Source organism: Methylobacterium soli, assembly GCF_008806385.1.
Classification (GTDB): domain Bacteria; phylum Pseudomonadota; class Alphaproteobacteria; order Rhizobiales; family Beijerinckiaceae; genus Methylobacterium; species Methylobacterium soli.
Genome location: NZ_VZZK01000027.1, coordinates 58225 through 79681, shown reverse-complemented (window position 1 = coordinate 79681; position 21457 = coordinate 58225). Strand labels below are relative to the sequence as shown.

The following is a 21457-nucleotide window of genomic DNA, read 5'->3' as shown; positions in this document are numbered from 1 at the left end:
GCGTCATAGCGACAGCGCGCCCCCGGCACCAGCGCGCGGGGCGCGGCCTCAGCGCAGGTCGCGGGCCACGAAGAGCGCGGCACATCCGACCACGTTCAGCTCGACCTGCCGGAAGCGGCGCTCCAGGATGCGGCGCAGGCCCCCGAGGGTGTCCGCCTCGTTCGAGAAAATGCCCTTGCGGTTGTAGACCCGCATCAGGGCCTTGGCCGGACCGGAACGCTCCACGCCTTCGGAGAGAAGCGTCGCACCGAACATCACCCCGCCCGACCAGAGGAGCGGCGCCAGATGATCGAACACGGCCGCCTTCCGGGCCATGTCGCCGGGCAGGCAATGCAGCAGATAAGTCAGGCTGATCGACCGGAACGGCGTGACGGGCAGCGACACGGGTTCGAGCACGTCGGCCCGGAAGGTCTGCGGGCGATAGCGCGCGATCCGGTGCGAGGCCGCGGCCAGCGAGTCCGGGTTGAGGTCGAGGAGCCCGATGCGCGGTTGCGGGACCGGGAAGCGGCAGCGGTCGAGATACCAGCCGGTTCCGACGCCGACATCGAGGTGGCTGTCGGTGGCATTTTGATCGTAGAGGCTCAGTATTCGGCGTGTCGGGCAGCGCCAGATCAGCGGGTTGGAGAGGCGCAGCACGACGAGATCGTACAGCGCCAGCGTTCCCGGTGCGTAGATCGCCTGTCCCGCGTGGGTCGAGAGGTTGGGTGTCGCCATGCCGCGACTTCTACAACCGCGGCGCGAAAGGGTTAAGCCTTGCTTGACGCCCGAAGGGCCTGAATCCCCGCTATTCGGTCAATGCGAAAGGCCACCGGGATCCTGTCGTCCCGTCGTGGCTCGCGGCCCTGCGAGGATCGCCGAGGCCTGTTGCAGGATTCCGGGCGTTCCGGGAATGGGGGCTTCGGATCGCGCGGCCCCGCCCTATCTCCCGCCCCCGGCCCTCCGCGCACCGGCCCGGACCGCGCCATCGCGCAGACACGGAGCGAACCCCCGCCCTTGATCCGTCTTCTGACCTACAACATCCGGCACTGCCTCGGAACCGACGGGCAGGTGGCGCCCGAGCGCATCGCCGAGGTCATCGCCGCCTGCGAGGCTGATGTCGTCGCGCTGCAGGAGGTCGATGTCGGGCGGGCGCGGACGGGGGGGATCGACCAGGCGGAGGAGATCGCGCGGCTGCTCGGTTTGCATCACCACTTCCACCCTGCGCTGCACCAGGCGGGGGAGCGCTACGGCGATGCCATTCTGACGCCGCACCGCTCACGGGTCGTCCGGGCGGGGGCCCTGCCGGGCCTCGCGCGCCGCCCCGGGCTGGAACCGCGCGGCGCGATCTGGGCGGAGGTCGAGATCGGCGGCGTGATGCTTCAGGTCGTCAACACGCATCTCGGCCTGCTCGGCCGCGAGCGCGTGGCGCAGGTGAACGCGCTCCTCGGCGCCGATTGGTTCGGGCACCCCGCCTGCCGGGCGCCCTACCTGCTGATGGGCGATCTCAACGCCACGCTCTGGTCCCGTGCCTATCGGCGGCTGGCCGGGCGCCTGACCGACGTGCGCCGGATCGGGCAGACGGGATCGGGACGCGCGACATTCCCGACCCATTTCCCGCTGTTGCGGCTCGACCATGTCTTCGTCGGCTCAGGGATCGGCGTCGGTCGCGTGCAGATCGTCCGCAGCCGGCTGGCCCGCATCGCCTCCGATCACCTGCCGCTGCTCGCCGAGATCGATATCGGTGCCGAATGCCCCGCGGAGGCAGCGGAGGCAGCGGAGCCGGCGGGCCTCCTGGTTGGCAAAATCGGCTGATGGCGGGCCCGGGCTCAGGGCAGCCCCGGGGTGGCCGGTCCGGATCGCGGATGCGTCGCGGCTGATCGGGATGCGTCCTCCGTCTCGGAGCCGGTCCAGCGCGATCGCGCTTGCCGGAGGGCGCGCGGGCGCAGCCAGGGGCGCCACGCATCGGCGCGGTCGAACGGATCGCCGAGATGCCAGGCCTCGACGAAGCGGGCGACGGGCCCTTGCGGCGACGCCACGACCGGGCACAGACGGGCGGGGCGCACGAGGCTGCAATCGTCGAGGACGGCGCGCAGGCTTCCCGTCCGGGCCGCGGCCTCCCCGAACCTGTCGCGCGGGCAGCCGGCATGATGCGCCAGGAGGGCGTTGCGGACGTAAGCGATCGTAGCCCGTGCCTTGGCTTCGTCCGGGCAGAGCGAAGCCTCGATCGCGAGGTCGCACTCGGTGTCGTAGCCGAACGAGCGGTTGTTCAGGTTGGTCGAGCCGACCCGCAACAGGCGGTCGTCGAAGACCGCGACCTTGGAGTGAACCAGGATCGGCCGGCCATTCTCCGTGTGTGGGGCGACGATCCGGAACCGGTCGAACCGGTCGGCGGCGCGCAGATGGGCGATGAGGCCCCGTCGGGCGCTGTCCATGGTCAGGCGATCGAAGCCGTTCGGGCTGCGCTCGGCGACCACGACGATGATGTCCGGGCCCTCCGGTTCCGCGAGCCGCTCCGCCAGGGCGGCCGCGACGAGTGGCGAGGTGAAGTACTGGTTCTCCAGGTAGATGACGTCCCGCGCCTCGCGGATCGCCGTCCGATACAGAGCCTCGCTCTCCCGGATCGCGGCGGATCCGGCCGCGGCCGGGATCGTGCGCGTGAGCGCCACCGCCACATCCTCGAAATCCGGCGCGATTCCGGCGGGCCAGGGATCCGCCTCGCCGCGTGCGGGTGCAGCGTTCAGGCGCTCCCCCGTCGCGTCGAACCAGCGCTGCCGCGCGATCTCCCCGAGTGCCTGCGCGGCCGCGCCATCCACCAGCATCATCACGTCGTGGCGCGGCGGGTAGGCCTCTCCGCTCGGCAGACGGCGGCGCGCGTCGCGGTCCCCGTGAGCCGGCGTGTCCCTGCGATTGGCCTCGAAGTCGCTGCCGCCGCAGAATCCGATGCGATCGTCGATGACGAGGACCTTCTGGTGATGGCAGGCCCCGAGGGGCAGGGTGCTGTCCAGCGCGAAGGCGATGTTCGCGCCGAGGATCGCCCGGATCGCCTCGGGCTTCATGTCGCTCTGGGCTGAGATCGGCCACGGCATGTCCCAGATCAGCAGCCGGATCTCGAGATCGGGTCGTTCCGCCTTCAGGCGCCGGAGAAGGTCCGCGATCGACTCGTCGCCGGCCGCACCCGGCTGATCCGGGCGCAGGCACATGCGCGGGTCGAAGCTCCAGCCGATCAGCAGGATCGAGCGGCGCGCCGCGAGGAGCGCGCGCCGGGCCGCGCCGAAATAGCCGGAGCCGTCATGCAGGAGGGCGACCCGCGGCGCGATGTCCTGCCGGCAGCAGGTGACCCCCGGGCGCAGCCACGGGTTCGGCGCGCGCAACGGCGCGGCATTCGGTTCGGCGACGATGGTCATGCTCCCGCGTAAGCCCCGCGCGCCTTCAGCTTGGCCCGGACCCGGCGCCGGGTGAGGACGATCGCCGCCACGGTGGCGATGAGGCCGAGGCCGAGGGACAGCCAGTGCTCCGGGCTGTCCTGGCCGGCCGCGCGGCCGATGACGCCCAAATAGATGCAGAGAACGGTCCCGGGCAGCATGCCGATCACCGTCGAGACCAGGAAGGCGCCGAGCCCGACATCGGTGATCCCGAGGGCGTAGTTCTGCGCGTTGAAGGGCACGAAGGGGCTCAGGCGCATCAGGATCAGCAGGCGCCAATCGCCGTCGCCGACGGCCTCCGCGGTCGCCTTGAGGGCCGGTCGCCGGGAGATCACGCTCTGCACCCGGTCGCGAAGCAGCGTGCGGCCGGCCGCGAAGGCGAGAAGCGAGGCGGCGGTGGCGGAGACGAGGACGACCGGCATCGCCCACCAGCCGAAGGCCACGGCCCCCGCGAGGGTGAGCGGCGTGCACGGAATCACGAGGAGCGTCGCCAGGAAGAAGATTGCCCCGAAGGCGACGGGACCGAGGATTCCGAGGCCGCCGGCCCATGCGCCGAAGGCGCGAAACCAGGCATCGACCGGCAGGAGGTACCAGGCCGCGGCGATACCCGCGACGGCGGCGGCCATGGCCAGCCAATAGGGCAGGTCCTTGGCACGCAGGGCTCCCGTCATCCCTCCGTCCCGTGTCACGGAGCGAGGCCCGCGAAGGCGATCCACGGCCCGCGCGCGAACAGCGACGCGCGGTGGCCGAGCCGGAGATCTCCGGCGGGGCCGGGTTCCGGGAACGCGTCGTTGTCGAGGCGGGATTGCACGGGCGAAGTCACGAGCCTCCAACACGCGGAGCACCGGAAGCGTTCAACGCAGGGCAGAGTCACCCTGGACGGCGCCGGATGCGGGTTGCCGAGGGCGTGCTTGCTCCTAAGACATGGGACGGAGGGGCGGCAGGACGACCGTCGCCGTGTCGGCCGGCGGCCGATCTCGGCGATTGTTTCGATGGAGCGAGGGTCTCATGGAATACCGGCAGTTCGGGCGGTCCGGCCTCAAGGTGCCCGTCCTCAGTTTCGGCACCGGCACGTTCGGGGGCACCAACGAGTTCTTCCAGCGCTGGGGACAGACGGATGTCGCGGAGGCGAGCCGGCTCGTCGACCTTTGCCTCGATGCGGGCGTCAATTTCTTCGACACGGCCGACATCTACTCGCAGGGCGCCTCCGAGGAGATCCTCGGCCAAGCCCTGAAGGGCAAGCGCGCGCAGGCGCTGATCTCCACCAAGGCGACGTTCCCGGTGGGGGAGGGGCCGAACGAGACGGGGTCCTCCCGCTACCATCTGGTGCGCGCCTGCGAGGCGAGCCTGCGACGGCTCGGCACCGATCATATCGACGTCTACTTCATGCACGGCTTCGACGCGCTGACGCCGGTCGACGAGACCTTGCGGGCTCTCGACGATCTCGTGACGTCGGGCAAGATCGGCTATATCGGCGCCTCGAACTTCTCTGGCTGGCAGCTGATGAAGGCGCTCTCCACCTCGGAGCGATACGGACTCTCCCGCTACGTGGCCTACCAGGGCTATTACTCGCTGATCGGCCGCCATTACGAGTGGGAATTGATGCCGCTCGGGCTCGACCAAGGGGTCGCCCTGATGGTCTGGAGCCCCCTCGGCTGGGGCCGTCTCACGGGCAAGATCAGACGCGGCCAGGAGGCCCAGGGCGGACGCATCGCCGCCGGCGGCGCGGAGGGTGGACCCCCGGTCTCGGACGCGTATCTGTTCGGCGTGGTCGATGCGCTCGACGCGGTCGCGGCTGAGACCGGCAAGAGCGTCGCGCAGGTCGCCCTGAACTGGCTCCTCAGCCGGCCGACGGTCGCCAACATCGTCGTCGGGGCCCGCAACGAGGAGCAGCTCAAGCAGAATCTCGGGGCAGTCGGCTGGTCGCTGAGCCAGGACCAGATCGCCCGCCTCGATGCGGCGAGCCAGGAGACGCCGATCTATCCCTACTGGCATCAGAAGGGCTTCGACGCGCGCAATCCGAAGCCGACGGTCTGGTGAGCGGGGAGAACCCGGGAGCGGTTTGAGCTGCACTGGAATGCGGGTCAGATCCCGTCGACGGCGGCCTGGGCGTCGTCGAAGCCGAGCAGGCCGGCCAGATGCGTCCGGGCCCGGCTGACGCGGCTCTTCACCGTGCCGACCTGACATTGCAGTCGCGCGGCGGCCTCCTCGTAGGTGTAGCCTTCGGCACCGACGAGGAGGAGCGCTTCGCGCTGCGCGGCCGGCACCTTCGCCAGGATCGCGTAGAGGCGCTTCAGCGCGATGACGCCGTCCTGCTCGGGCTGGGCCGTGAGGCGCGCCGCGTGCGCGCCTTCGGCATCCTCGACCTCGCGCTTGCCCTTGCGGATCTCCGAGTAGAACTGGTTGCGCATGATGGTGAACAGCCACGCGACCATGTTCGAGCCGGGCTGGAACCGGTGCTGGTTGGCCCAGGCCTTCACCAGGGTCTCCTGGACCAGATCGTCGGTTCGCGTGGCGTCCCCCGTGAGGGAGAAGCCGAATGTGCGCAGCGCCGGCAACGCCTTCATCAAACCGGCGCGAAAATCCTGCGTCACCTGCTGCCCGCGCGCCGCGAGGGCGACCTCGAACCGCGTCAGAAGGCCGAGGAGCCGCTCCGGCAGCGCCTCGGTCAGCGCCTCGCCGAAATAGGCCTGGAGCTCGACACCGAGGTGGTCCCGAACCGCTGCCGCAACATCGATCTCGTCGGCTTCGGGCACAGCGATGGCGGGCAGCGCAAGTCGCATCATGAGAAATCCGTGCGGAAAGGAGTCCCGCACTTTTAAGAGGTTCTAACTTGAACGCTCATTGAACGAGCGACCCTGCTGAGCAAAATTGTTGCTCGACGCGTGGTGGCCGACCGGCCGGCCCCGGTGGCCCGGGCCGTGACGCGGAATCCTCTCAGGTTGCTTGCAGGGCAGATGCGGGTTTCAGGCCCGGGAGCGGACAGATCCGCTCTCGCGTCAGGCACCCCTCCGCTTCGGCGGAAGCGTCGCACAGGAAGGCCTGAGCCGAGGCGGATCGCCGCGGCCATTCGGGTGCTCGGGGCTCGGCGGCGCCGCGTGGACCAGAGGGCGAACGGCCGGTCCCGTGGCGAGCCCGACGGATCGCATCGTCATGCGGATCGATGCCCGGACAATCGGATCAGGGGCCGCTCATGACGGGGGTGTGCAGCTTCGACAGGATCAGCAGCGTCGCGCTGAGGACGCAGTTCCCCTCCCGATCCCGGACCTCCGTGCAGATCTGCACGCTGCCGTCTTCGGCCGTGTGGTTGGCGGCAAGCTCGGCGAGCGCGCGATGCGCCTCGGTCCGCACCGCCGCGAGATCCGGGAGGTCGAGCCCTAGCTCGTCGCGCACCGAGATGCAGTCGTGGAGATCGAAGTAGTAGCGCGGCATGCACACTCCTCCTGCCGGAAAGGATCGGCGCCTTTCCACGATTGTGTCGTTCCGCCTGAACGGACCGAGCGGCTCCCTGCCATCGCGGTCGCGGCACCGCCGGGATTGCGGTGCCGACGGGCCTCGTTTCCTAGGATCGGAAGGCGTCGGGAACGGACGGGTGCAGGTCCGCGGCCAGGCGGCTGCCGAGTTCCAGCAACAGCATGTCCATCAGCGTCTGAAGGAACGGGTCGGCGATCTGACCCATCGCCTCCCGCGCTTCGAGGCAGCAGGCGATGGTTCGCTCGATGGGGCTGATTGGCTCTGGACCCGACAGCACGATGGGCTCCGACATGGTGATACCTTGGGGTGTTAGCGGAGAGGCCGGCTAGGCCGAGCGTCGGCTCGGCAGGTCGATGACCGGCTGGCGCGGGATCCGGATGCGCTCGACGTCGAGCACCGGGCCGGACAGCTTGAAGGTCTGCCGGTGCGTCTCGATCGTATCCGGCGCGAGCCGGGCATAGATCGGCAGGATGCTGGAATCGCCGTAGGTGCAGGGCAAGGCGAGGGGATCGACGTCCCAGCCGAAGCTCATCAGGCGGCTCACCAGGATCGGATGGGTCTGCACCAGGAGCCCTTCGAGGCCCAGGAAGGCCGCCGCCTCGGCCACCGCCGTGAAGGACGGGCCCGAGACCGCGTCGCCGCCGCGGCTGCTCTCGCGCTTGGCGGGGGCGACGGCGCATCGCGTCCACTCGTAGATATGCGGGCCCGAGGGCGAGGGCGCGCCCTGAAGAATCTCGGGGTAGAGGTGCGTCTGCAGGTGGGGCCGGGTCGTCGGAAGGAGACGGGAGTAGGAGACGACCTCACCCTTCTCCAGCCCGACGACATGGTAACAATGCGGCGTGTCGAACTGGTCGATCTCACGCCCGTCCGGCTTTCGGCAGGCCTCCCACTTCAGGTGACCGACGAAGAAATCGTGGCGGAACCGATAAACCTTATCCATCAGATCGGCATTGCCTGATCCGGATTGTCCGCTGAACAGCTTGAACATGCCCAACCTCTCTGTTTCCAGGAGGATCGGGCATGCCGGGCACGGCCGACATTCGTAAATCTACGAGGTGGAGCGGGCCGGTGGTCTCAGGTTATGATCCCGCGCCGCATGGCTTCCGCGATCGACTGGACGCGGTTGACGGCGTTGAGCTTGCGCGCGGCGCTCGCCAGATGCGCCTCGACGGTGCGGGCGGAGATCGTGAGGATCTGCGACGTGTCCCAGGCGCTCTTGCCCGCCGCACTCCACTTGAGGCACTCGATCTCACGATCGGTCAGATGCCCGTTCGCGCGCTCGACGCCGCGGGAGCGGGCTTGCGTGACCGCTCGGGCCTTCGACATGGCGTAGATCGCGACGAGGTGCAGCCCGGCCTTCTCGTCCTCGGACAGCGTCAGGCGGTCGCCGCCGAAGCTCACACCGGCCTCAGTCCCATCCAGATCGTGGAATGGCACGCAGAAGCCATCGTTCAGCGCGAATTCGCGGGCCTCGTTCATCACCTGGGCGGCGCGCTCATCCGCCTTGTCGAAGGGGGCATCCGCCCACAGGAAGGGATCTGCCGTGACGCGGATGCGCCGAATGACCGGATCCTGCCGCAGGTAGCCGCGGGCGTGGTAGCGCTGCGACCAACCTGGCGGCCAGCCCGAGATCATCGCGCAATCGAGCAGGCCTTCCGCCTCGGTCTGAGGCAATCCGCCGATCAGGAAAGCGTCGTAACCGAAGCGGCTGCCGGCCGCGCGCAACTCGCCATAGACCTCGGTGCAGGTTCGCGCATCCCGAAGCCGATGGATGATCTCGAAGGAAACCTGACGGATATCAGCCACAACCAGCAGTTTCAGATCAGTGACAAACGGTGGTATCAAATGTCGTTGATCTGCGAAAGGCTCATTCGTCGTTGGCCGGTCCGAAGCACAGGTCAAGTTCTCTCGGGACGCCTGGTAAGACGGATTGTCGCGATGCGAAAATCTTGAAATCTTTCCAGGTTCATTTAACCATTCATTCGTGAATGTTCAGAGAGGCGATGCGTGACGACGCAGGACGAAGCAGCCGTGATCTTTCTCAAGCGCTTGGCCGGTACTCTCGGGGTTGACGCCGATGCTCTCAACCCGGAAGAAAATCGAAAGTCCTTTGTGAGAGACACATCTGTGTTGAGTCTCACTGATGAACAAAAAATATTCAAGGAAAAGCAAATTCTCGACAGTCTGAGATTGTTGAAGGCCTTTCTGGCGATCGATGACGAGCCTTCGCGCATGGCGGTGTTGGAATTCGCCGAGAGAATGTCACGCAGAGACATTTCTCCGGACGCGGACACTTAAACTTCGTAAGCCTGGCAACGTTCGGGTTCGGACCATGTCGGGCTCGGTGCCGTCCGGATCGGGCCGATGCATGGGTGCCTTGTCCCGGGTGCTGCCTTACCGACGCGCGGTGGCTCGGCCGATCCGGCGCGGGCGATTCATCCCGGGGTTCGCATCGGCCCTTGTTCCGGCGGCGGGTTTGCGGACGTCCATCAGGCCGGGATCGACGGCGGATCGATCGGGTTGCTAGGGTGGCGCTCCGCTCAGGATGATCGGCCGCGACGCTTCCGTGGGGGCCTGCCGAGCATCCGCGAACGTGCCGAGGACCACCATGAAAGTCGTCGCTGATCTCTGCATCGTCCCGATGGGCGTCGGGCCCTCCGTCTCGCCTTACGTGAAGGAGATCAAGGCAATCATCGATGCGAGTGGCCTCGATGCCGAGATGCATCCGAACGGCACCAACATCGAAGGCGAACTGAGCGACATCTGCAAGCTCGCGGAGCAATGCGAGGCCAGATTGGCCGAGCTCGGCGTCCAGCGGGTGTTCTTCACGCTGATCTTCTCGTCGCGGCGGGACAAGGCGCAATCGATGGCCGACAAGCTCAGGGCCGTCTCGTGAGAAGTCAGAGCGACGCGCGCGCGCTCGCATCGAGCCGTCCCGGCCTGCGCGGGCCGCACCACGTCGTCCTATAGGCGCGCGGGCCGACATCGCGCTTGAGCGGGGACCGTGATGCCCGAGGACGAGGCAGGATGGCGCCGGGTCGGAACGCGTTCCCCGGAGGAGACCGCGATCGATCTTGCGCGCGCCCGTGAGCCCGGCCGCGGCCGAACCGCGACGCAGCCCGGTCAGATCCCGGCTCGCGGCTGGATGGACATCCTCTGGCGCGTGGTGTGGTCCGTGCCGCGGGACCGCGTGCTCGCCACGGCGGGCGGCGTCGCGTTCTTCGCGCTTCTGGCGATCTTCCCCGGCCTGGCGACGATCGTGTCCCTCTACGGGCTGTTCCTAGATCCGAATGCCATCAGCCAGCATCTCAACCTGCTGGCGGGCGTTCTCCCGAAGGGAATCCTCGACCTGATCGCGGATCAGTTGATCCGGGTGGCCCGGCAGAGCACCGGCACACTCAGCGCCGCATCCATCGTCAGTCTCGGAATCGCGTTCGTGAGCGCCAATTCGGGTGTGAGCGCGCTCTTCGATGCGCTCAACGTCATCTACAAGGAGAACGAGAAGCGGACGCTGATCCGCTTCTACGCGACGACGCTCCTGTTCACCCTCAGCGGCATCCTGTTCGCGCTGGCGATCACCGCGATGCTGGTGGTGCTCCCCGTTATCCTCACGCTGATCGGCCTCGGTGCGGTCACGGATGCGGCGCTGCGCATCGCGCGCTGGCCCGCGATGCTTCTGCTCGTCAGCATCGGCCTGTCGCTGATCTACCGCTACGGTCCGAGCCGACGCGATGCCAAGTGGCGCTGGGTGACCTGGGGCAGCGTCGTCGCGGCTTTGTCCTGGGTCTGCGCCTCCGTGCTGTTCTCCTGGTACGTCGCCAGCTTCGACAGCTACAACCGCATCTACGGCTCCTTGGGAGCCGTGATCGGATTCATGACATGGATCTGGTTGTCGGCCGTCATCGTGCTGCTCGGGGCCGAACTGAACGCCGAGATGGAACGGCAGACCGCCCGCGACAGCACCGAGGGCGCGCCGAAGCCGCTCGGATCGCGCGAGGCCTACGCGGCCGACACGGTCGGCCCTTCGCAGACCTGAGCGGGGGAGGGTGCCCGCCACCCCGATCGCGATCCTGGCGCTCCGCGCGCCTCTCCCGACAGGTTCCCGCGAACGGGGCAGATCGACGTCGGGACCGGCCGGCCGAACGTCCCTGGCGAGTATTCCGGGGGCTCGGCTACGGCTGCGGCGTTCGAGGGGCCGGTGGCGGCCACGAGGATTTGCCGCGCAAGATCCGCTGTGCTCCCAAGCGCACCCTAGGGGCTCGCCCGATAGGCGCCGGGCGACGCTTCCCCTAACCTTGCCTCCGGTCGGAGGGCCCGGGGCCGGGCCGCCGATGCCGATTCAAGCACCGAACTTCGGTCCTGCGAGGCGCCGATGCCAAGCTCCTGCCGAACATCGTTCCCGTGGAGCTTGACGTCGATCATTCCCGGCGCGTTCGAGCCGGTCCGGTCGGCACCGTTCCGCCCTGGCGTGATCGCGGTTCCGCCGCCAGCGGTCGTCCACGTGCCGCTCGCCCGGGGGCGCGCGTTCCGGAATGGCTTCCGGATCGGGTGCACGGGCAGAGTTCCTGGCAGGCGCCGCCGTCCCTCGGCCCAACCAACCCCCTAGACGGAGCGCGCGATGACCGATGTGCCCGTGCTCACCCGGTCCCCCGCCCGAGCGCCCGCGTCCGACATGATCTTCCTGCCGGGCGGCACGTTCCGCATGGGCTCGGACCGGCATTACCCGGAGGAGGCGCCGGTCCATCGGGTCAGCGTCGACGGGTTCTGGATCGACCCCACCCCGGTCACCAATGCGCAGTTCCGGGCCTTCGTGCGGGCGACCGGCTACGTGACCGTCGCGGAGAAGCGGCCGGATCCGAAGGATTATCCGGGCGCGCTGCCGCACATGCTGCAGGCGGGCTCCCTGGTGTTCAAGCCACCGAGGGGTCCTGTCGACCTGCGCGACTGGGGCTCGTGGTGGCGCTTCAAGTTCGGCGTGCACTGGCGCCGGCCCTATGGCCCAGGCTCCTCCATCGCGGGCTTGGACGAGCACCCGGTGGTCCACGTCGCCTACGCGGATGCCGAGACCTACGCGGCCTGGGCCGGCAAGGCGGTGCCGACGGAGGCCGAGTGGGAATACGCCGCCCGCGGCGGGCTCGACGGCGCCGAATTCGCCTGGGGCGACAGCTTCACGCCCGGCGGCCGCCACATGGCCAACACCTGGCAGGGCGCCTTTCCGCACGAGAACCGCGCCGAGGACGGGTTCGAGCGGACCTCGCCCGTCACCGCGTTCCCGCCGAACGGCTACGGCCTCAGCGACATGATCGGCAATGCCTGGGAATGGACCAGCGACTTCTACGTCCCGCGGCATGCCTCAGACGCCGCCAAGGCCTGCTGCATTCCCCAGAACCCCCGGGGCGGCCGGGCGGACGAGAGCTACGACCCGGGCCAGCCCGGGATCCGGATACCCCGCAGGGTGGTGAAGGGCGGATCGCATCTCTGCGCCCCGAATTATTGCCGCCGCTATCGCCCGGCCGCACGGCATGCGCATCCGATCGACACCTCGACCAGCCATATCGGCTTCCGCTGCGTCCGGCGCGACGGAGGCGCACCATGAGCATCGGCCGTGAGACCGGCCCCGGATTTGTGCGCAGGCTGACGGTCGCATTCGCCCTCGGCCTGGGCGTGGCGCATTCGGCGTCGGCGCAAGGCCCGGTGCCGCCATCCCGCTCCGATGGCTGGGACAACGCCTATTACCAGATCCTGGCGGAGAGCCTCCGGCGCATGGGCCAGGGTCAGTGGGTCTACAGCTCGGACGGGCACGCGGTCGGGCGCATCGCCGACGTGAGGACCTCGGCCGACGGCATGCGCCAGCTCGCCGTCGTGCGCCTGCGCCGTCTCCTCGGCGGCGGGCAGGTCGCCATTCCGGTCGATCGCCTCGCGCGGCGAAACGGCCGGATCGTCGCGCAGGACGACCGGACCGGAATCCTCGCCGCCGCGCGCCTCGCGGCCCCCGGCAGCGGCCGACCCTGATGCGCGGCGACGCCGTCTTGCGCTCGCCCTGTGCGAAGAGGCGCGGCCGTGCGGGTGACCGCGATCGCGCTGCGGGTGCTTCGAGCGAGGCCCATCCGGGGATCCGCCCCTCTCGCCCTAGCACGCCCTAGCTCTGCGACGTGGCGCCGGGATTGTACCGGGACCGGCGCCCCTGTTCCTCGGGAGGATTGACCACGGGGCGCGTGATCGCGGCATCGATCCCCCGGTTCAGCGTCAGCAGCGCCCGTCATGCGGGAGCGGACGTGCCAAAACGAAAGCGGGCCGCACCTTGAAGGTGGCGGCCCGCTCTTGGCGATGCACTCGTGGGCTACTCTTTGGCTTTCAAGCTTTCGCGGTTGCGAGCCGGTCCTTGGCTGGTCTTCCCTTCATCACAGCCAATTGTCAGAAACGCCATAGTTTGTCCGGCTCGTCCAGCTAAGTCACTGATCTGATTGGCCTGAGGAAAGCGCATTCGTATGGGGTTTGTCACTTGTTCGGGGGATGGTTTGTCTGGGGGCAGCAATTTGCTAAACGCGTGCAACGATGGAGGTCGACACGGGCATACGCGTCCTTGCAACGAATGCAGATAGGACGCGATTAATCAGTCGTACCCTGTCGGGAAAATGCTTCTACATGCCCCTATTCGCTGCAGAAGCGTGTTGGGTTGCAAGCTAGGCAGAGCCTGGGCGGAGCTGTCGCTTTGTGACCGTGCCGACGATCTTTCGAAGCTTCCATGGATGTCAGCGTCCGAGGCTACTTGGTGATCCTTACCGAGACCGGGTCGCTGCCGGGAAAACTCTCTTCCAGGGCCGCGTCGAGTTTGTCGTGCAGTCGGTCCTGCCTGTTCTCGTCCAAGTGCCTGTCGGTGTTGGGCCGTGGTGGAGCCGCAGGCCTCATGGCGAGCCGCCGCGCTTCGGCAGCGCGGCTCACCGCGTCGTAGACGAGGAAGCCGAGGCCGCCCAGGATCAGGAGCACCGGCAACGGGTTGGTGCGGGCAGCACCAACGAACCGGTCCGTGTTCCCGTGCAGGGTACGGGCTCGCCACTCAGGGTTCATCAGGTTGGCGGTGGCCCCAGAGAAGTTGAGGCGTGACTGCAGACTGTCGAGCGTCCGGTCGAGCTTGCTCCGGCTCGCCTCAACCTCATGCTCCAGATCGTCGGCTGACTTCGTCATTCGCTCATGCGCTCCGTGATGATGCCGGCATCCTGCCGGACCTGCCGCCCGGTTCGGGTTGGCTCCAACCCGGAGATGGAGACCTTGCTTCGGCCCCAGAGCGCGAGGCCCAAGGCGATGACCGCGAACACCGCTCCGACGATCAGGGCAGCAAGCGCCTCAGAATGCAGCAACACCGCCAGCCCCTTCACCAGGGCCAGGATCAGCACCAGGAACATCGTCAGCGCGAACACGCCCGCCGCTATGAACAGGCTGAGCGCGCGGGTGAGGTGATGCAGGCTCTCGCCCATCTCGGTGCGGAAGAGGGCGATTTCCTTGGACACGAGGTCCTGCGTCTCGCGAACCGCGTCACCGACCAGGGTGGCGGTACTCCGGGGCTCTGGCTGGGCCATGGCGTGCCTCACACGTCCGGGGTGGGGAAAACATCAGCTGAGACAACGGCGCGCGACCGTGGGATCGGCCGCATCTCCGAGGCCCGAAACAAGCGGAAGAGTGCAAAGCCAGCGAGCGCGGCAGCGGCCACTGTGACCCCGGGGCGGCGGCGGACGGCGGCCTCGACCTCGTCGTAGATCTCAGCGAAGGTGCGGCGGGAGATATCCCCTGCGAGTTCCTCGACACCCTCAGCGGCATTGTCGAAGAAGGCCTTCACGTGCGGGTAGCTCGCGAAATCGGATCCGCTCCCTCGGATGGCCTCGGCGGCGTCGGAGACCGCCCGAGCCACGTCCGTCTTGCGCTTCTCCGCATAGCCCGTGGCCTGCCCCCGGATCGCGTCAGCGAACCCGAGCCGCTCCTCATGATCCGCGGCCTCGGACGCAGGTCTTGGATCCCGGGCGATATCGCTCATCGAGGCTTCTCCTGACGCAGGTCGGCAACCGTGGAATGCGACAGGGAACGGCGGCCGGGAGGCATCGTTCCGCACCCCGGCCTGGACGGCATCTCTCCAGCGGTGCCGATCTCACCTGATCCGCGTTGATGCCCCGGCAAACCCGCAGCGAGCGGGCACAACGGAGGCGTGCCACCATGGACGAGAAGCGCGTGACCGGTGAGGTCAAGAAGGCTGCTGGTAAGGTCGAGGGCGCGGTCGGAGACCTAACCGGGGACCGGAAGACGAAGGCAGAGGGCCAAACGACCGAGCTCAAGGGCACGATCGAGAACCTTGTGGGACAGGCGAAGGCCGCCGCTGGGCAGATCGCCGGCCAGGCAGCCGGCCTGGCGCAGGACGCGCTCAAGCAGGGCCGCGAGCGCATCCCTGGCGCGGACGAAGCCTACCGACGCGGCAACGAGGCGGTCAGAAGCTACGCCTCGGAGACTCCCATCGGTACGATCCTGGTGGCCCTGGGCGCCGGGTACCTGCTCGGCTTGCTGATCCACGGCCGCGACTGAGGCTTCAAAACGGATGCAGGCCGCAGCCTGCATCCGCTTGGCGCCGTCGACTGACCTGGCTGCGTCGAGGGCCACCGCCTGGACGCATCGGACGCGGAGTGCGATGCAGACCGGCGTCTTCGACTAGATTTCCACGAGGCGTTGAGGTCCTTCAGCTCAAGAAGCTCAAAGCCGTCATGGCGCCCGTCATCGTCGCGGTCGAAGCAGCAAAACCGAAGAACGCCAGCAACAATGACGGAGGTGCGACTTGGTTGTTGCTTGCAGCGTTCATCGGGTTACCCATCCGTTGCACTCCGTATGTCGGTATGTGCTCGCAACGCAGGGCAAACCGCCAAGGTTCCGAGGCTTGCGGACGCATCGCATGACCGGAAGCGGTTCGGTAGCTGGACGGCTTCTTGAAGAGCTCCGCGCGCTTGTCCGAGCCGTTCTGGGCCGGGGAGCGCGACGAGCAGCAGGACGGTGATCAGGGCGAGGCGATGGGCCATGGCGGTAAAACCGGACTGACGCTTCCTGGTTCAGGCCACGACCCCTGGAGGCGACGCCCGGTGCTCGATGTACCGGACCTGGCTCTTGCGCACTCGCCGGTGCGGGTCACTGGGACTGCTTCGCAAGCGCCGCGTGAAGATCCCTCCAGTTATGCAGAAGCGCCCGACCCTTTTCGTGAAAGAGCACACCGGCTGGTGTCAGTTCGCCGGTACGTCGCACGCGAACGACAAAGAATGGGTGCCCGCCGAACGCGAGCTCCACACGATCCACGGCGTGCATGACGACGGCGCGGCTGACGCCGAATTCAAGGGCGGCTCGCTCCAGCGCACCACGGCCCGACCGCGCGGCTTCGTCGACCGTGCGCCATGCGATCTCGATGTCATCCAGGGAGATGCGAGTGCCCATCCCGCCAGCGTGGACGACCTTTCTTGGGAAATTGCCAACGGCCGTGGCCCTTGTTGGCGGATTGCCAACAAACGAAGGTCGGCTTGAGCTGGCACCCCACCGATGGGCCGAGATCGCCTTTGTTGGCAATCCGCCAACAAAGGTCTTGGAGTGCTCTGCCGCCTGTAATTCGACTGGACTCGTCCCGGAACGCTGCTGCCCCGACGAAGGGCGGCGGCAGACCGCAAGTGCGGCTCAGCTTGATGTGCGAGAGGGTTAGCTGCGTCGCTTGGTTTCAGGCCACGTCAGAATCAACTGCCAACCGGCGCCGTCCGACGAAGGGTGACGTCGAACGCGCCGACATCCATGCATCGAGGAAGGCGCCGAGGTGGGAGCGGCGCGCTCGCTGCGCGTCGAGGTATTCGATCAGGCTCTCGACCGCCGCATCATGGTTCGCTGCGCAGGTGCGCCCGGTCAGGAACGCCCAGCGGAGGTAGAGGATCGACAGGTTCAGGCAGTCCGTCTCGCAATAGGCACGAACGCGCTCGATTTCGCCGGTCTCAATCCAGGACGCGACCTTCGAGCCGTGCGCACCAAGCTTCCCGGGCGCGCCCACGAGGGCCGCTCCCTCATCCAGGGTCAGGCGGGACGAGGCGCCGAAATCCGCCATCGCTTCCATCAGGTCCGCGTGCCAGTCGAGGGCATACCGGTGACCGTATCCGGCCCACTTGGTTCCCCTCTGGAACCAAGCCGGGGCGGCGATGCCGTGCATCATCGACCGGAGCAGTAGCGTCGGGACGTCGAAACTTCTGCCGTTCCAGGTCACGAGGCGGTAACCGCCGGACTCGAAGAAGCGCCAAAAGGTTCTCAGCAAGCGCGCCTCGTCCCAGCCCGGCTGCCCGCCGCTGCGGCAGCACCTGAATGCGTACGCCTCCGTTCCGGTGACCTCGTCTCGCCTGATCCCAGCTTCAACGAAGGAGATGGCCGTGATCCTGTGCCACGCCGTCTTCGGGAATTTCTCTGGGGGCCAGTCTGGCGGCACCAGGACCGTGTCCGGAACCGTCTCGATGTCGAGGACCAAGAGGGAGTCGTTAGGTACGGGCTGGTTGGCAACCCGCGACCGCGCAAGCGGCGCTAGGGCGGGTCTCGGAAAGGAAACTGTCTCACTACTCTTACGGTCGAACAGCGCTGGGCCTGGGGTGCCGGTCTGAGCTTCCTGGCGCCGGCATAGAGACGGCGCGGGCAAACTGTTCGCAGAAGTCTGAAGCGGCATCGGGGGCTACTCCACGTTGTGTCGGGTTTCCGCGCCGGGCGCCGAACCTGATCCCGGCTGATGGCGAAGCGGCTCGCCAGAGAGGGACGAGCGCGAGGGGCGTCGCCTGCGGGTAGGCCGTGCCTTGCCGGCGACGAGTGCCCTGACCTCCGCATCCTCCAGATAGCCCTTCCGGAACAAGGCCTCGGCGAGACGCTCCAAGGCGAGCCGTTCGGTGCGCATCAGGTCGAGCGCCCGCTCGTAGGCTGCGCCCAGTCGCGCCTGCACCGGCTTAAGGAGCCAGGGCATGCGCGCGATATCGACCTCGTCGCCGCTCCCCACGCTGACGAGCGGTAAGTCCGACGAGAAGCCCCAACGCGCCTCCATCATGCCGGCGCAGCGGGTCGCTACCGCGAGGTCACCGGCCGCTCCGGCCGACACGTCCCCGAGCATCACCTCCTCGGCGGCTCGGCCGGCGAGCGCGAGAACTAAAAACGCCTCGAAATCGTCCTCCGTCCCCACGCCGACGGCTGCATCGACGTTGACCTCGGCGAGCCCACCCGTTTCCTGGACGGAGAGGGAAACGGAGTTGGCCTTGGCGCCGATCACCGAGGCTAGGCCATGCCCGGCCTCGTGCACCGCAGCGCGCAGGCGCACTGCTTCGCCGAGCGATGGCCTCCCGTCCCGAACGGCAGCGGCGAGATCGCCGACGGTCAAAGCCGTGTCTGTCCGCCTGCGCGCATAGCCGCGTGCGCGCCGCACGAGCACCTCGACATCAGCGCCGGTCATGCCGCGGGCCTGCATGGCCAGAGGCCTTAATTCCACCTCGGGAAGATCCTTGCCGAGATAGTGCCGCATGATCGCGGCAAGGTCGTCGGTACTTGGCAGGTCAATGTGGATGTGGCGGTCAAGGCGGCCGGACCGGCGAAGCGCTGGATCAAGCCGGTCCGGGTGGTTGGTGGCACCAATAACCACGATGCCCTCACGGGAAACCGCGCCGTCGAGATGCTCCAACAAAGCATTGACGACTTGGCTACTGTAGTCGCGATGATTTTCTGGGAAAGTATTCCTGTCGCCGAAGCTATCGATCTCGTCGATCAGTGCGATGCATGGTTCCCGGCGCGCATGCTCGAAGAACTGCCGCATGGCTGCGAGCGTGTGCCCGAGGTGCCCGTCCCTCGCGGATTGCCACTGGCCCAGGGAGCCTGCGAGCAACGGCAATTCGGTGCTTCGGGCCAGGGCGAGTGCGAATTGGGTTTTTCCACAGCCGGGAGGACCGCTGAGGAGCAGGGCGCTCTCGCACGCCCGAAAGTCTAACTCGCCTGCTCTCCACCGCCTCAGGTCGTCGGCTAGGGCGATCCCCCATGCACGGGCGGCGCCATAGCCGTGCAAGCCTTCGAGCCGGGGCCCCGGCTCGACGTCACGGTGCTTGGCGCTCAGAACGGCCTCCAGCCGGCTCAGCGCCTCCTCGGCTCCTCGGCGGGCATGAAGGGAGAGGCGCAGGTCGGACGGGTCGCAGGCGGCGGCGAGCCGCTCGTTGAGGTGACGCGTCGGAAGTGTGCCCGTGATTGCCTCGATGGCGAGCGCGACTGCGCGCGGGTCCATTGCACCGACCACGACATGGAACTCGGCTGCACGCACGAGATCGGCCGGCAACAGGCGGACGGGATCCGGGGCGATGCCGACAACGGCATGGCCGAATTGGACCGCATCACCGACCGCTTCGTTGCCCCTTTCGGCCCGATGCGTGCTCGTCAAAGAGCCGTCGCGCGCAAAGATCACCGCCTCGCGCTGCTCGGGCGTGCTGTAGCCGCTCCCTGCCGTATCCCCGTTCCGCGTCGAGCAAGCTTGGCCCAAGGCGCACACGCGGATGACGCGCTCCACCGATCCCGTCCAGTCGGAAGAGGGCACCGCGACCGATACCACCGGGGCGCCGCGCCTGAGGGAAAGGAGCAGCCCGTCCTGGGCGTCAATGGCCCGTGCCAGCATCACGGCTGCGGCAGCGAGGTCGGGCCGCAGCGCGGGCGGCGTCCTCGCCTCCCGCTGGTCGGGTAGCCCCAACAAGCCATCCAGGTCGTCGAGGGGCATGGCTGGTTCGGTGCGATCCTGGCCCGCTTCGCGGCGAAGGAGGTCGATGAAGGTCCGTGCGAGGGCATCGGACCCCTGGGGAGCAGCACTCATTCGCAACCTCCTTGGCGGACCCGGACAAGCTTGGGACGTCGATGCTGCGAGCGTCGGCTGCTCGCGGCCTCGTTGTGATGACGTCGGCTCGGCCCGCGCGTCGTGGGACGCGGGCGGCGCGCCCCTGGGTCCCCATGTCGTGTCAGGACGGGACCATCGGGCAGCTGCTCGCCGAACATGCGAAGTGCGAGGTCGATGATGACAGGGGCTGTCGCGTCACCCTCCCAGGCCCTGAGGATCAGGTTGCCCATGATGACGTCGGTCAGAGGCGACCAGGTGCGCGCTCGGTGCAGATGGTCGATGGCCACGGCGGCCGAGGCAGCGGGATCTCCGTCCCGGGCAGCTCTCCAGCGACGCTCGTGCAGGATCTCGGTCGCGGAGATGAGTTGCGCCAGTTGGCCAGCTTCCCGCCCGTTGATCGCAATCGGGTTCCAGGAGCGCCAGAGCGCCAGCACATTATCGCTCACGCGGCGGCTGCATCGAGCCCGCCTGCAGGCCACATCGGGCCGACATGGCGTCCTGCGGCCCCCAGGGTGATGTTCGTGAATATCCATGCACTCCTCCGCACAAACGCCGTCGGCATCAAGGCCGGAGACGGATTCCGATTGAGTCTGAGGTCTGACTCGGTCGCGCGCGCCCGAAGTCAGGCGTCCACCACAAGGGACGGTTTGAACCGCAGGTCGCCTTGGGGGCCGCCCCGGGGGGTTCGCCACGACCCTCGTGCGGCCGATGACGTAGTCGACCGCCTTCGGAACGTTCCCGTGAACCCAGAGGCCTGGCGCCCCCCAAGCGTCCATGACGTCTTCGAGGTCGGAGGCAAGGGAGGCGGCGACCCAGCCATCTTGGAACCAGCCAGGCCAGTCCGGCGGCAGGGAATGCCGTGAAGGTCCATGGCAGGTCAGCACGATGGCGCGGTCTCCCCGCCTCACGCCGGTCACAGGGGCCTTCGGCGGGCTCGCATACCCAAGTGCCTGGTAGCGGATGGTGGCGAGGGCATCCTCGACGTAGGCCCGCGAGCGGGCATGGGCGGCGAGGACATCAAGTGGCGACAACAATCGGTCCCGCCGTAGCATGATGCGCTCGCCATCAGGCCAGCCGTGCCGGGCGTGGACCCGGGCGAGCTTCCCCTGGAACGGCCCTTCCAAAGCCCAGTCCGTCCACATCGTGGCGCCGACCACGAACACGCCGCTCCCGTCCGAGGCTTCGAAGCGGAATGCGTCGTCGGATAGCAGGTGCAGGCCCAATTCACTGGCAAGTGCGCGTCCACGTGCGAGCGCCTCGACGAGCGGGATGTCAGACCAGAATTCGATATTGCCCGGGACGAAGATGACGGGACGGTGCCCCTGTCGGCCATCGAGGGCTGCAGCGAGCCAACGGAGGGAAGCGTCTAGGCCGGCGGCGATACCCCCGGCGACAAGGATGGCGTCGAACGACGGAAGCGGATCTGGCAGGGCGAACGCTGGGTCAAGGTCGACCCTGAGGTCGGATAGGATCCACAAGCGTGCCGGAGACCGCGCAACCGCCTCGTTCTCCGGGATCAGGTCGGCTTGGCCGGTTCCAAACGAAGGAACCGGAGGCCGAAGGGGAGGGGTAGGCAGATCTGCTCGGCGTACTCGGGGGCGGAAAGGGGCCGGAAATGCGCGGTCACCGCATCTTGGCCCCGGCGTCGTGGGACCATCGCACCGCATCGCCGCGGTCGCCGGTCCCGGTA

At 67.9% G+C, this 21457-nt stretch carries 25 protein-coding genes; 9 read left to right on the top strand and 16 right to left on the bottom strand.

Annotated features, from left to right (window positions below; all coding sequences use genetic code 11):
* Nucleotides 1-48: 48 nt before the first annotated feature.
* Complete coding sequence (locus F6X53_RS22080; protein WP_151002514.1) at nucleotides 49-714, bottom strand: class I SAM-dependent methyltransferase; 666 nt, start codon at nucleotides 712-714, stop codon at nucleotides 49-51.
* A 279-nt stretch (nucleotides 715-993) separates the two neighbouring features.
* On the opposite strand from F6X53_RS22080, the gene F6X53_RS22075 reads away from it, so the two are divergent.
* Nucleotides 994-1791, top strand: coding sequence for an endonuclease/exonuclease/phosphatase family protein (locus tag F6X53_RS22075; RefSeq protein ID WP_151002513.1), 798 nt, complete (start codon nucleotides 994-996; stop codon nucleotides 1789-1791).
* A gap of 14 nt (nucleotides 1792-1805) precedes the next feature.
* On the opposite strand, the gene F6X53_RS22070 is transcribed toward F6X53_RS22075, so the two are convergent.
* Genes F6X53_RS22070 through F6X53_RS32565 form a run of 3 tightly spaced genes read right to left on the bottom strand, consistent with a single transcriptional unit; the run spans nucleotide 1806 to nucleotide 4224 of the window.
* Nucleotides 1806-3383, bottom strand: a complete 1578-nt coding sequence (locus F6X53_RS22070; RefSeq protein WP_151002512.1) for a phospholipase D-like domain-containing protein — start codon at nucleotides 3381-3383, stop codon at nucleotides 1806-1808.
* Nucleotides 3380-4072, bottom strand: coding sequence for a TVP38/TMEM64 family protein (locus F6X53_RS22065; protein WP_373875982.1), 693 nt, complete (start codon nucleotides 4070-4072; stop codon nucleotides 3380-3382). The genes F6X53_RS22070 and F6X53_RS22065 overlap by 4 nt, the downstream gene beginning before the upstream one ends.
* Before the next feature lie 14 nt (nucleotides 4073-4086).
* Entirely contained in the window at nucleotides 4087-4224 is a 138-nt protein-coding gene (locus F6X53_RS32565; protein WP_191970939.1) for a hypothetical protein, read from the bottom strand.
* Between the two features lie 185 nt (nucleotides 4225-4409).
* On the opposite strand from F6X53_RS32565, the gene F6X53_RS22060 reads away from it, so the two are divergent.
* On the top strand, nucleotides 4410-5441 hold the full coding sequence (locus tag F6X53_RS22060) for an aldo/keto reductase (RefSeq protein ID WP_151002511.1): 1032 nt from the start codon (nucleotides 4410-4412) through the stop codon (nucleotides 5439-5441).
* A gap of 44 nt (nucleotides 5442-5485) precedes the next feature.
* Here the strand turns inward: F6X53_RS22060 and F6X53_RS22055 are convergent, their stop codons facing one another.
* The 5 genes from F6X53_RS22055 to F6X53_RS22035 form a co-directional block, all read right to left on the bottom strand.
* Nucleotides 5486-6187, bottom strand: coding sequence for a sigma-70 family RNA polymerase sigma factor (locus F6X53_RS22055; RefSeq protein WP_373875981.1), 702 nt, complete (start codon nucleotides 6185-6187; stop codon nucleotides 5486-5488).
* A gap of 394 nt (nucleotides 6188-6581) precedes the next feature.
* A complete protein-coding gene (locus F6X53_RS22050; RefSeq protein WP_151002510.1) occupies nucleotides 6582-6833 on the bottom strand; it encodes a DUF6894 family protein in 252 nt (83 codons plus the stop codon).
* A gap of 130 nt (nucleotides 6834-6963) precedes the next feature.
* A complete protein-coding gene (locus F6X53_RS22045; protein ID WP_151002509.1) occupies nucleotides 6964-7152 on the bottom strand; it encodes a hypothetical protein in 189 nt (62 codons plus the stop codon).
* 48 nt (nucleotides 7153-7200) lie between these two features.
* Entirely contained in the window at nucleotides 7201-7863 is a 663-nt protein-coding gene (locus F6X53_RS22040) for an acyl-homoserine-lactone synthase (protein ID WP_151002508.1), read from the bottom strand.
* Nucleotides 7864-7949: 86 nt separating this feature from the next.
* Complete coding sequence (locus tag F6X53_RS22035) at nucleotides 7950-8681, bottom strand: helix-turn-helix transcriptional regulator (protein WP_151002507.1); 732 nt, start codon at nucleotides 8679-8681, stop codon at nucleotides 7950-7952.
* 201 nt (nucleotides 8682-8882) lie between these two features.
* On the opposite strand from F6X53_RS22035, the gene F6X53_RS22030 reads away from it, so the two are divergent.
* The 5 genes from F6X53_RS22030 (at nucleotide 8883) to F6X53_RS22010 (ending at nucleotide 12887) form a co-directional block, all read left to right on the top strand.
* On the top strand, nucleotides 8883-9173 hold the full coding sequence (locus F6X53_RS22030; RefSeq protein ID WP_151002506.1) for a hypothetical protein: 291 nt from the start codon (nucleotides 8883-8885) through the stop codon (nucleotides 9171-9173).
* 310 nt (nucleotides 9174-9483) lie between these two features.
* Nucleotides 9484-9771, top strand: coding sequence for an MTH1187 family thiamine-binding protein (locus F6X53_RS22025; protein WP_151002505.1), 288 nt, complete (start codon nucleotides 9484-9486; stop codon nucleotides 9769-9771).
* A gap of 111 nt (nucleotides 9772-9882) precedes the next feature.
* Nucleotides 9883-10911 carry a YihY/virulence factor BrkB family protein gene (locus F6X53_RS22020; RefSeq protein WP_151002504.1) on the top strand — a complete coding sequence of 343 codons (1029 nt, stop codon included), beginning with the start codon at nucleotides 9883-9885 and terminating at the stop codon, nucleotides 10909-10911.
* A 582-nt stretch (nucleotides 10912-11493) separates the two neighbouring features.
* Nucleotides 11494-12471 (top strand): formylglycine-generating enzyme family protein, encoded by a 978-nt coding sequence (locus tag F6X53_RS22015; protein WP_151002503.1) that lies wholly within the window; start codon nucleotides 11494-11496, stop codon nucleotides 12469-12471.
* Nucleotides 12468-12887 carry a hypothetical protein gene (locus F6X53_RS22010; protein ID WP_151002502.1) on the top strand — a complete coding sequence of 140 codons (420 nt, stop codon included), beginning with the start codon at nucleotides 12468-12470 and terminating at the stop codon, nucleotides 12885-12887. Before F6X53_RS22015 ends, F6X53_RS22010 begins: the two co-directional genes overlap by 4 nt.
* 753 nt (nucleotides 12888-13640) lie before the next feature.
* Here F6X53_RS22010 and F6X53_RS22005 read toward each other — a convergent pair.
* The 3 genes from F6X53_RS22005 to F6X53_RS21995 are packed head-to-tail and all read right to left on the bottom strand — an operon-like array spanning nucleotide 13641 to nucleotide 14904.
* Nucleotides 13641-14060 carry a DUF3618 domain-containing protein gene (locus F6X53_RS22005; protein ID WP_151002501.1) on the bottom strand — a complete coding sequence of 140 codons (420 nt, stop codon included), beginning with the start codon at nucleotides 14058-14060 and terminating at the stop codon, nucleotides 13641-13643.
* On the bottom strand, nucleotides 14057-14452 hold the full coding sequence (locus F6X53_RS22000; protein WP_151002500.1) for a phage holin family protein: 396 nt from the start codon (nucleotides 14450-14452) through the stop codon (nucleotides 14057-14059). The genes F6X53_RS22005 and F6X53_RS22000 overlap by 4 nt, the downstream gene beginning before the upstream one ends.
* A gap of 8 nt (nucleotides 14453-14460) precedes the next feature.
* Entirely contained in the window at nucleotides 14461-14904 is a 444-nt protein-coding gene (locus F6X53_RS21995; protein WP_151002499.1) for a hypothetical protein, read from the bottom strand.
* Between the two features lie 176 nt (nucleotides 14905-15080).
* On the opposite strand from F6X53_RS21995, the gene F6X53_RS21990 reads away from it, so the two are divergent.
* Nucleotides 15081-15443: a CsbD family protein gene (locus tag F6X53_RS21990; protein ID WP_151002498.1), complete on the top strand. Its 363-nt coding sequence runs from the start codon at nucleotides 15081-15083 to the stop codon at nucleotides 15441-15443.
* 151 nt (nucleotides 15444-15594) lie between these two features.
* Here F6X53_RS21990 and F6X53_RS33715 read toward each other — a convergent pair whose 3' ends face one another.
* Nucleotides 15595-15726, bottom strand: a complete 132-nt coding sequence (locus F6X53_RS33715; RefSeq protein ID WP_280526050.1) for a hypothetical protein — start codon at nucleotides 15724-15726, stop codon at nucleotides 15595-15597.
* A gap of 353 nt (nucleotides 15727-16079) precedes the next feature.
* On the opposite strand from F6X53_RS33715, the gene F6X53_RS21985 reads away from it, so the two are divergent.
* Complete coding sequence (locus F6X53_RS21985; protein WP_151002497.1) at nucleotides 16080-16421, top strand: hypothetical protein; 342 nt, start codon at nucleotides 16080-16082, stop codon at nucleotides 16419-16421.
* 187 nt (nucleotides 16422-16608) lie between these two features.
* On the opposite strand, the gene F6X53_RS21980 is transcribed toward F6X53_RS21985, so the two are convergent.
* From F6X53_RS21980 to F6X53_RS33285, 3 genes are all read right to left on the bottom strand, one after another.
* Nucleotides 16609-17394 carry a 3'-5' exonuclease gene (locus F6X53_RS21980; protein ID WP_238296801.1) on the bottom strand — a complete coding sequence of 262 codons (786 nt, stop codon included), beginning with the start codon at nucleotides 17392-17394 and terminating at the stop codon, nucleotides 16609-16611.
* A gap of 198 nt (nucleotides 17395-17592) precedes the next feature.
* Entirely contained in the window at nucleotides 17593-19746 is a 2154-nt protein-coding gene (locus tag F6X53_RS21975; protein WP_151002495.1) for an AAA family ATPase, read from the bottom strand.
* The gene (locus tag F6X53_RS33285) at nucleotides 19743-21245 is read right to left on the bottom strand and encodes a metallophosphoesterase family protein (protein WP_238296802.1); all 1503 of its coding nucleotides are present in this window, start codon (nucleotides 21243-21245) and stop codon (nucleotides 19743-19745) included. Before F6X53_RS33285 ends, F6X53_RS21975 begins: the two co-directional genes overlap by 4 nt.
* Nucleotides 21246-21457: the final 212 nt, after the last annotated feature.

Excerpts from the sequence above, each read along its gene's own strand:
- F6X53_RS21990 (WP_151002498.1), top strand. The coding sequence starts at position 15,081 with ATGGACGAGAAGCGCGTGACCGGTGAGGTCAAGAAGGCTGCTGGTAAG.
- F6X53_RS22005 (WP_151002501.1), bottom strand. The coding sequence starts at position 14,060 with ATGACGAAGTCAGCCGACGATCTGGAGCATGAGGTTGAGGCGAGCCGG.
- F6X53_RS22080 (WP_151002514.1), bottom strand. The coding sequence starts at position 714 with ATGGCGACACCCAACCTCTCGACCCACGCGGGACAGGCGATCTACGCA.
- F6X53_RS33715 (WP_280526050.1), bottom strand. The coding sequence starts at position 15,726 with ATGGGTAACCCGATGAACGCTGCAAGCAACAACCAAGTCGCACCTCCG.
- F6X53_RS21995 (WP_151002499.1), bottom strand. The coding sequence starts at position 14,904 with ATGAGCGATATCGCCCGGGATCCAAGACCTGCGTCCGAGGCCGCGGAT.
- F6X53_RS22025 (WP_151002505.1), top strand. The coding sequence starts at position 9,484 with ATGAAAGTCGTCGCTGATCTCTGCATCGTCCCGATGGGCGTCGGGCCC.
- F6X53_RS21975 (WP_151002495.1), bottom strand. The coding sequence starts at position 19,746 with ATGAGTGCTGCTCCCCAGGGGTCCGATGCCCTCGCACGGACCTTCATC.
- F6X53_RS22060 (WP_151002511.1), top strand. The coding sequence starts at position 4,410 with ATGGAATACCGGCAGTTCGGGCGGTCCGGCCTCAAGGTGCCCGTCCTC.
- F6X53_RS22065 (WP_373875982.1), bottom strand. The coding sequence starts at position 4,072 with ATGACGGGAGCCCTGCGTGCCAAGGACCTGCCCTATTGGCTGGCCATG.
- F6X53_RS22070 (WP_151002512.1), bottom strand. The coding sequence starts at position 3,383 with ATGACCATCGTCGCCGAACCGAATGCCGCGCCGTTGCGCGCGCCGAAC.
- F6X53_RS22055 (WP_373875981.1), bottom strand. The coding sequence starts at position 6,187 with ATGATGCGACTTGCGCTGCCCGCCATCGCTGTGCCCGAAGCCGACGAG.
- F6X53_RS22015 (WP_151002503.1), top strand. The coding sequence starts at position 11,494 with ATGACCGATGTGCCCGTGCTCACCCGGTCCCCCGCCCGAGCGCCCGCG.
- F6X53_RS21985 (WP_151002497.1), top strand. The coding sequence starts at position 16,080 with ATGCAGAAGCGCCCGACCCTTTTCGTGAAAGAGCACACCGGCTGGTGT.
- F6X53_RS22040 (WP_151002508.1), bottom strand. The coding sequence starts at position 7,863 with ATGTTCAAGCTGTTCAGCGGACAATCCGGATCAGGCAATGCCGATCTG.
- F6X53_RS22000 (WP_151002500.1), bottom strand. The coding sequence starts at position 14,452 with ATGGCCCAGCCAGAGCCCCGGAGTACCGCCACCCTGGTCGGTGACGCG.
- F6X53_RS22020 (WP_151002504.1), top strand. The coding sequence starts at position 9,883 with ATGCCCGAGGACGAGGCAGGATGGCGCCGGGTCGGAACGCGTTCCCCG.
- F6X53_RS22050 (WP_151002510.1), bottom strand. The coding sequence starts at position 6,833 with ATGCCGCGCTACTACTTCGATCTCCACGACTGCATCTCGGTGCGCGAC.
- F6X53_RS22010 (WP_151002502.1), top strand. The coding sequence starts at position 12,468 with ATGAGCATCGGCCGTGAGACCGGCCCCGGATTTGTGCGCAGGCTGACG.